Here is an 11,708-nt window from a genome sequence, read left to right on the forward strand (position 1 = left end):
ACATGTGCGGCTTTTCAAGTCAAGCGGAGAGTTACTGATCAATAATATCGGTGCCTTTAGGCGGTGTGAAATTAAACACTGATGCTGGAATCGCCTGATTCACTTTAATATTATTGAAACGCACATAAGTGGTTTGCCCCAAAGAGTCTTGTAATACCATCAAATTCGGCGCTTTATTGCCGCCAAAACTAATGGTTAAACTCTGGAATGCCCCATCTTCTTGCTTAGGATATAAAGTGTAATACAGCTTGCTGCGATCCGGTTGAGTCACACGATAAGACTGCATGATCTGGTTGGTATTGCCCGATAACAATAATGCTGGCGTATTGGCAATTTGATCATCTAAGCTTTGACGCACGGCTTGCTGCAAGTCTGGATCATAAATCCACACCACTTTACCCGTAGTCACGATGGTTTGTTTGGCTGGACTGGTGGTTTCCCAATAAAATTTCCCAGGACGCTCAACTTTCATTGTTCCTTTAAAGGTCTGATTCATGTGTTGAGCAGTTAAACCTTTTTTTTGTACTGCTTTATTACTGTTTGCTACTTTTGTGCTTTGTTCAAAATCTGCGGTGAATCGTTGCAAGCCAGATAACTGTTGAACCAAACTGGTGGTCGCTTGCTGAGCCGATGCAGCAACAGGTGCAGCGAAGACCTGACTACTCACAACAGGAGCAAGTGTCATTGCACTTAACGTTGCAGCATAAGCCATTTTTTTTACGAAATTCATAAAAACAACCTTCTATCAGATTTCTACTGGTATGACGACATCTTACTGTTTTTGATCATTAAAAAAATGAAGAAAAGCAACGGTTTTGTGTAATTCGTGTCGCAAAGTTCTGCATTATGTATGAAGTTGCAGCCTTTATGTAGAGATTGTAAGAACGAAAATTAACTTTTCGACCATTCACCAACTACATCCGTCAATGTCTGATCAGGGAAAATTATTGCTCAGCGTGAATCTAGACGAATCACCAGCATTTGCTAAGCTAAAAGCCAATGATTTTAACCAGCATCATTCATGAAAAGTCTTGCCTTTATCCACCGGAATGACACGCGATTTGCGATTGGCGATTTTTATCCCGCCCTTTCAGTCTTTTCGTATCAGGAACTGGGGAATACCACCTCACCGTTTTTATTATTGGATCATCTAGGGCCAGGACGCTTGGCACCCAAAAGCACGAAAAAAGGTGTGAATGAGCATCCACACCGCGGCTTTGAAACAGTGACCTTTGTGTTTTCGGGTGAGTTACAACACCAAGACTCTACGGGGCAAGGTGGAATCATCGGACAAGGTGATGTGCAATGGATGACAGCAGCTTCTGGCATTCAGCATACCGAACATTTTAGCCCTGCTTTTCGTGAGCGTGGTGGATACTTTGAAATGCTGCAATTGTGGATTAACCTTCCTGCAAAAGACAAAATGTCTGCACCTCGTTATCAAAGTCTATTAAAGAATACGATCCCAAAAATACCTCTCGAACAGAATGCAGGCTATGTCCGGATTGTGGCTGGACAGTTTCAAAATATTCAAGGGATCGCCCAAACCTTTAGCCCAATGAATGTCTTTGATGTTCATCTAAATAAAGCTCATCAACTGACACTCCCTGCTCAGCATGGGGACACGACTTTAATTTATTTACGTAAAGGCAAGCTTCAATTCACCGAACATGAAGACACATTGGAAGAACAGGCCTTAGCGGTGTTGTCCAGCTTTGATACTGATGTTGCGATTACCGCATTAGAAGATAGTGATCTGTTATTTTTATCTGCGCCGCCCTTGCAAGAGCCAATCAATGGGCATGGCTTTTTTGTGATGAACAGTTATGAGCAAATTTTACAGGCTTATGAAGATTTAAAAACAGGAAACTTTGGAAAACCTTCAGACTAAACCACAATGCAAAAACTTATATGCATAAAAAAACCCGCTAAAAGCGGGTTTTCTCGAACTATTAAAACTTAAGCTTCAACAGTTACATAGCGACGGCCAAATTGACCTTTCACTTCAAATTTTACTACGCCGTCAGCAGTAGCAAATAAAGTATGGTCACGACCCATACCAACATTTGCACCAGCGTGGAACTCTGTACCACGTTGACGAACGATGATGTTACCAGCAGTTACAGTTTGACCACCGTAAACTTTAACACCTAACATCTTAGGATTCGAATCACGACCGTTCTTCGTCGATCCACCGGCTTTTTTAGTTGCCATGTCTATTTACTCCTCGTATTAGCCTGCGATACCAGTAATTTTCAACTCGGTAAACCATTGACGGTGACCTTGTTGTTTACGATAGTGTTTACGACGACGCATTTTGATGATGCGGATTTTGTCGTGACGACCATGGCTAACTACTTCTGCAGTTACTTTTGCGCCAGCTACAACTGGAGCACCGATTTGAATGTTGTCACCGTTAACAACCATTAATACGTCATCAAACGTAATAGTCGCGCCAGTTTCAGCTTTCAATAATTCTACTTTAAGGGTTTCACCCTCAACAACACGGTGCTGTTTACCACCGCTTTGGATTACTGCGTACATAATGTACTCCAACTTGCCCGTGTCGTCGTGCCGATAAAGGGACATATCGATCTTAAGACGAACGCCACTGGGGTTATACAAGGGGACAAATTTTAAGTGAAAATTGATCAAACGACAAGTGATTTTACATAAACACATGTATATCGATAACTTGCTTGGATTTTTAAGCAAAATCAATTAGATTGATGACGGATTTTCGATTGATTCTGATCAAAATTTGAAATACATTTCTGAAAATAAGTTGTAACAATAACAAACTGTGTTTTTTAAAAGCCATAATTAAAGTAATGGTATGTGGTGGGAAACCTCTTTTCTGTCTAAATTAAGACCAAAAAACTCTTCATCGTGTCTTAAATAGCAGATTACACAGTCTGTATAACTGTTTAGTTATAGATAAATTGATACACTTGGCAACATTACCCACCTATACGAGGTTTTTCTTCATATGGTTATCGATTTTAAGCAAGACATTCTCTCCCCTGTTGCGACAGATTTTGCTGCGATGGATCGCCTCATTAATGAAGGAATTAGCTCAAAAGTGGGCCTCGTCATGAGTGTCAGCAAACACGTGGTTGAAGCAGGCGGAAAACGCATGCGTCCGATTATGTGTTTATTGGCAGCGCGAGCTTGTGGACTCGCCGATATGCAGCAGGCACAGCATTTGGCGGCAGTCATTGAAATGCTGCATACTGCAACCTTGGTGCATGACGATGTGGTCGATGAATCAAGTTTGCGCCGTGGTCGTCCAACCGCAAATGCAACATGGAACAATCAAACTGCGGTTTTGGTCGGTGATTTCCTAATTTCAAGAGCTTTTGATTTATTGGTCGATTTAAATAATATGACCTTATTAAAAGATTTCTCGACTGGGACTTGTGAAATTGCAGAAGGCGAAGTCTTACAGCTTCAATCGCAGCACCAACCAGAGACCACAGAAGAAACCTATTTAAGAATTATCCATGGTAAAACTTCCCGCTTATTTGAACTCGCCACCGAAGGCGCCGCCATTTTAGCTGGAACAGAAGAATACCGTGAACCTTTGCGTCGCTTCGCAGGTCATTTTGGCAATGCCTTCCAAATTATCGACGATATTTTAGATTACACCTCTGATGCTGAAACATTAGGTAAAAATATTGGTGATGATTTAATGGAAGGGAAACCGACTTTACCGTTAATTTCTGCATTAGCTCATTCAACTGGCGAGGAACACCAAATCATTCGTCGCAGTATTGCAACAGGTGGTGTTGAGCATTTAGATAAAGTGATTGAAATTGTTCATCACTCGGGTGGCCTAGATTACTGTCAAAAACGTGCCCAACAGGAAACGGATGCCGCTTTAGAAGCGTTGAAAGCGCTGCCAGATAATGAATATCGCCAAGCACTAATCAATTTGACCTTAATGGCTTTACATCGACTACAATAATTTTTTGACTGCCTATGCATTTAACCTTATCTGATCTTTTTTTAAAAATGCAGGAACAGCTTGACCAACCTCAAGCTGTTCTTGACGAACAACTGCTGATTGAACTGGTCAATCGGATCCGTCCCAAAAATCCAAATGATGCGGATGAAGTTAAACAGCGTATCCATGCGCTAATCAAAATCTTATTACTGACTCCAACGTCAGCCATCTTACTGCAAAACTTTTTACTTAAGCTCATCAGCCAATATAAACAGTTAAGCTTATATGCTGACAGCGGGATTCTTTCGCTGGATGGATTTTGGAACCAGTTGGGACAACGTCTGGGCGCGCACTTCCTCCCTTTAGTCGAAGATGGTCAACAGCTTAAAACCCTAATTGGAAAAGTCTTTCACCAAGAAAATGACAGTGAATGGCTCGATCTGATTGAGAATCAGGACTGGATTACCCTATTTAATCTATTAGGTGAAAGTCAAAGCAATACCACAGAAAAACAAATTTCAAAAAATGAGCTAATTAAAGCGATTACGGTATTGTCCTATCGGATTAGTGGTATCGGCCTCTACCCTGAATTTATTAATGCGCAACCTGAAATTACCGAATATGAATCACCTTTTCTGGTGCAAAATCGTGAAATCGTAGAGTTCATCGAGAAATATAAAAAACAGATTGATGATCAAGATGCGGTTGTGGTTTTACCACCACCAGATGCATCGCAAGCCTTTGTGATGCTGGATCAATGCCGTGAAGTGGTGCTCAAAATTCGCCGTGCCACCAAGCGGATTGGCGTTAGTATCAGCCTCACCTATTTATTATCGCTGTTAGAACAGGCAATTGATCGGATTGAACTGCTACTGACCCTATTAGCCAGCAAAAATGATGCCCGTTACACGGCATTAGGTGAGTTAATCACTGACTTAACCAAAGCGCATTATAATGAGAAAAGTGTCCGCCACTTATTGACTTCAACCAGTGAGCTGATTGCCTTACAGGTCACCGAAAATGCCAGTAAAACAGGTGAGCATTATGTAAGTACCGACAAATCAGGCTTCTTTGGCATGTATAAAGCAGCTGCAGGTGCTGGTGCGATCATTGCCACCATGGCAACGCTGAAAATTTTAACGGCGCGTTTGGTCTTGGCTCCATTTGGTCATGCCTTTTTATACAGCATGAACTATGCGCTTGGTTTTATGCTGATCCATGTATTGCACTTTACCGTGGCGACCAAACAACCTGCCATGACTGCAGCGGCGTTGGCGTCAACCGTACAGCAGCAAAAAGGCAGCAAGACCGCACAAATTGCAGAACTGGCCGCATTGATTATTAATATTATCCGAACCCAGTTCATTGCAATTTTAGGGAATATCTCGATTGCAATTCCAACCGCAGCACTGATTACCTTTTTGTGGCAATACAATCTTGGTGAGCCACTGCTCAATCACGCCAAATCTGCCGCATTGCTACATAGCCTCAACCCCTTTACGTCATTGGCAGTTCCACATGCCGCAATTGCGGGTGTATGTTTGTTTTTCTCTGGCTTGATTGCAGGTTATTTCGATAACTTGGCAGTTTATCGTAAAGTCGGTCCACGTTTAAAACAGCATCGACGCTTAAAACGCTGGATGGGACAACAACGCTTAGATAAATTCGCGGGTTATATCGAGACCAATCTCGGCGCCTTGGCGGGTAACTTCTTGTTTGGAATCATGCTGGGCAGTATGGGCACGATTGGATTTATTCTCGGTTTACCTTTAGATATCCGTCATATTGCCTTCGCCTCTGCCAACTTCATCCAAGGTTTAATGACCATTGGTGGGCCTGACATTGGTTTAATTTTAGTGTCATTCCTTGGTGTGATGCTGATTGGATTAACCAACTTATTTGTCAGCTTCACCCTCACCATTATTGTTGCTTTACGCGCCCGCCGTGTCCGTTTTGCACAATGGAAGCCTCTCGCAAAGTTGGTAACGACTCACTTCCTGACCCGACCAAGCGATTTTTTCTGGCCACCTAAACAACCTGTTGAAGTGGAAGAACAGACTAAGAACACCCCATCTGCACACTAGCTTTGTACAGAAAAAACGACAAAGTACAAGTCTAACATTTGAACTATTTTTGCGTATAATCAAGTCACCAAAAATAGTTTAAATGGGTTGGTATTCCCTGCGTCTATGATTGAATAGATTACTTCTCCGCCATGGTATCCCTTTTACTAGGAGATACTATGACGCCAGTCTATAAGTATCTCGAATTGAATGAGAGATCTCAATTATGCATCTGCACTCTAAAACTTACTGCTAAAACCATGTAAAACAACTTATTCAATCTTGATCTTTTACTTTTTGAATATTGCACTGAGCTGAATATTGCCTACATAAATACAGTTTAGGCTGCTTGAGTCAAACGAGGTGATGCAAAGTAAATTTGCAATCTAGAGAATGGCTTAGGCTGTTGAGAAAACAGCTTAAAAAAGTACTTTTCATGATAGGCATAGATTCAATTAAAAGTGAGATATACATCAAATTTTGTTATGTTTTTTTACTAAGTCTTAAAAAAACATCAAAATGAAATTATCATAAAATTTCAAGACTTGACCAAAAGTGTACTCGCGAGTACACTTTCAAACACTCAACAACCCTGAATAATGGTTAAGCAAATAATGAGTAGCGCATGCCGTACCTATTGCTTTGTATTGGTTGCTTTTTTTTAGGATTCGGTGTGATTGGATTAGTTCTTTCCAACACATCAACTTTAGACCTTTTTAGTGTTCAAGTTTTTTTTGAGCACCGTTCATTTACGCTTAATCATGTGACAGTTCTGCTCTCTCTACTTGGCGGGATGCCTTTTTTACTATTTTTAACTACATTTTTGTGTCTTTACCAAACTTGGATTAAAAATTATAAGAATGTGACCTTTATCGCTTTAAGTGTGATCGGCAGCATTGTGATTGGTTGGCTTCTGAAATGGAGCATTGATCGGCCAAGACCAATGGAGTTTTATCACTTGGTTCAAAGTTATGGTGCATCCTTCCCAAGTGCCCATAGCCTTTATGCTGCAACCCTTGCGAGTTTAGCCATGTTGTTGTGTCAACAACACAAATATCGCACCAGTGTCATTTTAGTATCTACTTTATGGTTTATCTTCATGGGGATATCTAGAGTTTATGCGGGGGTTCACTACCCAACTGACGTACTTGCCGGTTGGGGAATTGGGTTGATTTGGACTTCCTTGCTTTGGTTTGGGCTGTATCAAAGCACTTTCAGCAATAATTTGTTTTTAGATAAAAAATCTAAATTGAGGTGGAATAATGATGTCGGCTAAGCTTTGGGCTCCTGCCCTCACTGCTTGCGCATTAGCAACAAGCATTGCGCTTGTTGGTTGTAGCAAAGATCCTAAAGATGCACAGCAAGCTGCTGCTGCTCAAAAAATGCCACCTCCAGAAGTTGGTGTCATTGTTGCTCAACCACAAAGCGTTGAACAAAACGTCGAACTGTCAGGACGAACCTCTGCATATCAAGTTTCTGAAGTGCGCCCGCAAACAGGTGGCGTGATTCTAAAACGTTTATTTGCTGAAGGTAGCTACGTTCAAGCAGGTCAAGCACTTTATCAAATTGATGCAAATACTAACCGTGCAACAGCAGACAATGCTCGTGCAACCTTATTGCGTCAACAAGCAAACTTAAATGCATTACGCGTGAAAGAAGGTCGTTATCGTCAATTGGTTGGAACCAATGCGGTTTCTAAACAAGAATATGACGATATCAATGCTCAAGTAAAATTGGCTGAAGCTGATGTGGCTGCGTCTGAAGCTGCATTAAAAAATGCTGAAATTACACTAGGTTACTCAACCGTTCGCGCACCAATCTCAGGTCAATCTAGCCGTTCTTCGGTGACGCCTGGTGCTTTGGTAACTGCAAACCAAGCTGATCCATTGGTCACGATTCAACAACTTGATCCAATCTATGTTGATATCAACCAATCAAGTGCTGAATTATTGCGTTTACGCCAGCAACTCAGCAAAGGCAGTTTAAATAACAGTAACAATACCCGTGTCAAAATCACACTGGAAGATGGGTCTGAATACCCAGTCGAAGGCCAACTTGCTTTCTCTGACGCAAGCGTGAATCCAGATACAGGTACTGTAACCCTACGTGCAGTCTTCTCGAATCCAAACCACCTGTTATTACCAGGAATGTATGCAACGGCTAAAATCTCGCAAGGTGTTTTACCAAATGCATATCTGATTCCTCAAGCAGCGGTATCTCGTTTACCTACAGGCCAAGCAATTGCATTGGTGGTCAATGCTAAAGGTGCAATTGAAACACGCCCAATTAAAACAGTGGGTGTGAAAGGTCAGGACTGGATTGTAACTGAAGGCTTACAGGCTGGTGATAAGGTTGTTGTTGATGGTGTTGCCAAGGTTAAAGAAGGACAAGAAGTGTCTGCTAAACCTTACCAACCAAAAGCAGCTGAAGGTCAAAATGCAGCACCAAAAGCTGCTGAACAAAAACAAGCCAATTCACCAAAAGCTGAACAAAAAGCAACTTCAGAAGCTTAAGGGGTAGATTGCATGGCTCAATTTTTTATCCATCGCCCAATTTTCGCTTGGGTGATCGCACTGGTCATTATGTTGGCGGGTATTATCACGCTCACAAAAATGCCAGTTGCACAATATCCGACAATTGCCCCCCCCACGGTAACAATTTCTGCAACTTATCCTGGGGCTTCTGCGCAAACCGTTGAAAATACGGTCACCCAAATCATTGAACAACAAATGAATGGTTTGGATGGTTTACGTTACATTTCATCGAATAGTGCGGGTAATGGTCAAGCATCAATTAACTTGAACTTCGCACAAGGTGTCGATCCAGATATCGCCCAAGTACAAGTTCAAAACAAACTGCAATCAGCTACAGCACTGTTACCTGCTGACGTACAACGTCAAGGTGTAAAAGTGACGAAGTCTGGTGCAAGCTTCTTACAAGTTATTGCATTTTATTCGCCAGATAACAGCCTTTCTGCTTCTGACATTAAAGACTATGTGAACTCAAATATTTCTGAGCCACTGAGTCGTGTGGCAGGTGTAGGTGAACTCCAAGTATTTGGTGGTTCATATGCAATGCGTATCTGGTTAGATCCAGCAAAGCTGACTAGCTTTAACTTGACGCCAAATGATGTTGCAACTGCTATTCGTGCACAAAACTCGCAAGTTGCGGTGGGTCAGCTCGGTGGTGCGCCATCAACTGCAGGCCAAGTTCTTAACGCAACGGTAAATGCACAAACCATGTTGCAAACCCCTGAACAGTTTAAAAACATCTTCCTGAAAAATACCTCAGGTGGTGCACAAGTTCGTTTGGGTGATGTTGCACGTGTCGAACTCGGTTCAGATAACTATCAATTTGACTCAAAGTTCAATGGTAAACCTGCAGGTGGTGTCGCAATCAAACTGGCAACAGGTGCCAACGCATTGGATACTGCTGCTGCGGTTGAAAAACGTTTATCTGAGTTACGTCATAACTATCCGAGCGGTTTAAAAGACAAGCTAGCCTATGACACCACACCATTTATTCGTCTTTCGATTGAAAGTGTTGTGCACACGCTCATTGAAGCGGTTGTCTTGGTATTTATCGTAATGTTCTTGTTCTTACAGAACTGGCGCGCAACGATTATTCCAACATTGGCAGTTCCTGTGGTTGTGTTGGGTACATTTGCCGTGATTAATATCTTCGGCTTCTCAATCAACACCCTCACCATGTTTGCAATGGTACTGGCCATCGGTCTATTGGTCGATGACGCCATCGTTGTCGTCGAGAACGTTGAACGGGTGATGCAGGAAGAGCATCTTGAACCGGTCCCTGCGACTGAAAAGTCAATGAGTCAGATTTCGGGTGCCTTAGTCGGTATTACCAGCGTATTAACAGCGGTATTCGTACCAATGGCGTTCTTTAGTGGAACCACTGGGGTAATTTATCGTCAATTCTCGATCACGCTGGTTACTGCGATGATCTTGTCATTGATCGTAGCACTTACCTTTACCCCTGCCCTGTGTGCAACCTTGTTAAAACAGCACGATCCAAACAAGCAGGAAAGCAACAATATTTTCGCGCGTTTCTTCCGCTGGTTTAACCGTAGCTTTGAAAAACTTTCAGAGAAATATCAAGGCGGCGTCAATCGTATGACCCACCACAAGTTATTCTCTGGGGTACTTTATATTGTTGTGATTGCCGCTTTGGTTGGCATTTATAAAGTTTTGCCATCTTCATTCTTACCAGAAGAAGACCAAGGTGTGGTGATGACACTGGTTCAGTTACCACCGAGCGCGAGCTTGGAACGAACCGACAAAGTCATCGATACCATGACAGGCTATTTCTTGAATAAGGAAAAAGAAAATGTAGAGTCAATCTTTACAGTTGCTGGTTTCTCATTCACAGGGGTGGGTCAAAACGCTGGTCTTGCCTTTATTAAATTAAAAGACTGGAGTGAGCGTACGACACCAGAATCACAAATCGGTGCCATCATTCAACGTGGTATGGCATTGAACATGATTGTGAAAGATGCGTCTTACATCATGCCATTGCAGTTACCCGCAATGCCTGAATTGGGTGTCGCTTCTGGTTTCGATATCCAGTTAAAAGATGCCAGCGGTCAAGGGCATGAAAAACTCATTGCTGCTCGTAATGCGATTTTAGGTATGGCATCACAAGACAAACGTCTTGCGGGTGTACGTCCAAATGGTCAAGAAGATACACCACAGTACCAGATCACCATTGATCAAGCGCAAGCAGGTGCAATGGGTGTCAGTATTGCCGATATTAACAGCACTATGAGCATGGCTTGGGGTGGTTCATATATCAATGACTTCGTTGACCGTGGTCGTGTGAAGAAAGTTTATGTCCAAGGTGAAGCGGATACCCGCATGATGCCTGAAGACTTGAACAAGTGGTATGTGCGTAACAACAAAGGCGAAATGGTTCCTTTCTCTGGCTTTGCCAAAGGTGAATGGACCTATGGTTCACCACGTCTAGAGCGTTATAACGGCGTATCATCTGTTAACATTCAAGGTACGCCTGCACCGGGTGTCAGTTCTGGTGATGCAATGTTGGCAATGGAAGAAATCATTGGTAAGTTACCTTCTATGGGCTTAACTGGTTTCGACTATGAATGGACAGGTTTATCTTTAGAAGAACGTGATTCTGGTAGCCAAACAGCACCTCTTCTTGTTCTTTCATTATTAATCGTATTCCTGTGTCTTGCTGCACTCTATGAAAGCTGGTCTGTACCTGTTTCGGTATTGCTGGTTGTACCTTTAGGTATCGTCGGTGCATTTGCCTTGACATGGTTAGGTATGCTGATTAAAGGTGATCCAAACTTGTCCTTTAACATTTACTTCCAGGTTGCAATTGTTGCCGTAATTGGTCTATCCGCGAAGAATGCGATTTTGATCGTCGAATTTGCGAAAGAATTACAGGAACAAGGCGAAGAACTCTTTGAAGCAACATTACATGCTGCCAAAATGCGTTTACGTCCAATTATCATGACTACACTTGCATTCGGTTTCGGTGTTTTACCGCTCGCCCTAGCAAGCGGTGCTGGCGCAGGTAGCCAACACTCGGTCGGTTATGGTGTACTTGGTGGTGTAATTTCTTCAACACTTTTAGGTATTTTCTTCATCCCTGTATTCTTCGTGTGGATTCGTAGTATCTTTAAGTACAAACCTAAAACTTTAAATACTCAGGAGCATTGA

The 11,708-nt window shown here is 42.3% G+C and carries 9 protein-coding genes; 6 read left to right on the forward strand and 3 right to left on the reverse strand.

Translation table 11 applies throughout. The features are described from left to right. Nucleotides 1-31 precede the first annotated feature (31 nt). Nucleotides 32-730 carry an outer membrane lipoprotein periplasmic chaperone LolA gene (lolA, locus tag NG55_RS15440; RefSeq protein ID WP_016541357.1) on the reverse strand — a complete coding sequence of 233 codons (699 nt, stop codon included), beginning with the start codon at nucleotides 728-730 and terminating at the stop codon, nucleotides 32-34. Nucleotides 731-1,021: 291 nt separating this feature from the next. On the opposite strand from lolA, the gene NG55_RS15445 reads away from it, so the two are divergent. Then, nucleotides 1,022-1,891 (forward strand): pirin family protein, encoded by an 870-nt coding sequence (locus tag NG55_RS15445; protein ID WP_065343730.1) that lies wholly within the window; start codon nucleotides 1,022-1,024, stop codon nucleotides 1,889-1,891. A 68-nt stretch (nucleotides 1,892-1,959) separates the two neighbouring features. On the opposite strand, the gene rpmA is transcribed toward NG55_RS15445, so the two are convergent. Both rpmA and rplU read right to left on the reverse strand, forming a co-directional pair. Beyond that, the gene (gene rpmA, locus NG55_RS15450; RefSeq protein WP_004640422.1) at nucleotides 1,960-2,214 is read right to left on the reverse strand and encodes a 50S ribosomal protein L27; all 255 of its coding nucleotides are present in this window, start codon (nucleotides 2,212-2,214) and stop codon (nucleotides 1,960-1,962) included. 18 nt (nucleotides 2,215-2,232) lie between these two features. Continuing rightward, nucleotides 2,233-2,544 carry a 50S ribosomal protein L21 gene (gene rplU, locus NG55_RS15455; RefSeq protein ID WP_065343731.1) on the reverse strand — a complete coding sequence of 104 codons (312 nt, stop codon included), beginning with the start codon at nucleotides 2,542-2,544 and terminating at the stop codon, nucleotides 2,233-2,235. 445 nt (nucleotides 2,545-2,989) lie between these two features. Between rplU and sdsA the strand changes: the two genes are divergently transcribed. From sdsA to adeJ, 5 genes are all read left to right on the forward strand, one after another. Continuing rightward, nucleotides 2,990-3,967, forward strand: coding sequence for an All-trans-nonaprenyl-diphosphate synthase (gene sdsA, locus NG55_RS15460; RefSeq protein ID WP_016541359.1), 978 nt, complete (start codon nucleotides 2,990-2,992; stop codon nucleotides 3,965-3,967). A 14-nt stretch (nucleotides 3,968-3,981) separates the two neighbouring features. After that, nucleotides 3,982-6,030 carry a site-specific recombinase gene (locus NG55_RS15465; protein WP_016541360.1) on the forward strand — a complete coding sequence of 683 codons (2,049 nt, stop codon included), beginning with the start codon at nucleotides 3,982-3,984 and terminating at the stop codon, nucleotides 6,028-6,030. Between the two features lie 604 nt (nucleotides 6,031-6,634). Continuing rightward, on the forward strand, nucleotides 6,635-7,285 hold the full coding sequence (locus NG55_RS15470) for a phosphatase PAP2 family protein (RefSeq protein ID WP_016541361.1): 651 nt from the start codon (nucleotides 6,635-6,637) through the stop codon (nucleotides 7,283-7,285). Then, nucleotides 7,272-8,522 (forward strand): efflux RND transporter periplasmic adaptor subunit, encoded by a 1,251-nt coding sequence (locus tag NG55_RS15475; protein WP_065343732.1) that lies wholly within the window; start codon nucleotides 7,272-7,274, stop codon nucleotides 8,520-8,522. Before NG55_RS15470 ends, NG55_RS15475 begins: the two co-directional genes overlap by 14 nt. 12 nt (nucleotides 8,523-8,534) lie before the next feature. Beyond that, nucleotides 8,535-11,708 carry a multidrug efflux RND transporter permease subunit AdeJ gene (gene adeJ, locus NG55_RS15480; protein ID WP_065343733.1) on the forward strand — a complete coding sequence of 1,058 codons (3,174 nt, stop codon included), beginning with the start codon at nucleotides 8,535-8,537 and terminating at the stop codon, nucleotides 11,706-11,708.

The sequence above is a fragment of the Acinetobacter gyllenbergii genome (assembly GCF_001682515.1).
Lineage (GTDB): Bacteria > Pseudomonadota > Gammaproteobacteria > Pseudomonadales > Moraxellaceae > Acinetobacter > Acinetobacter gyllenbergii.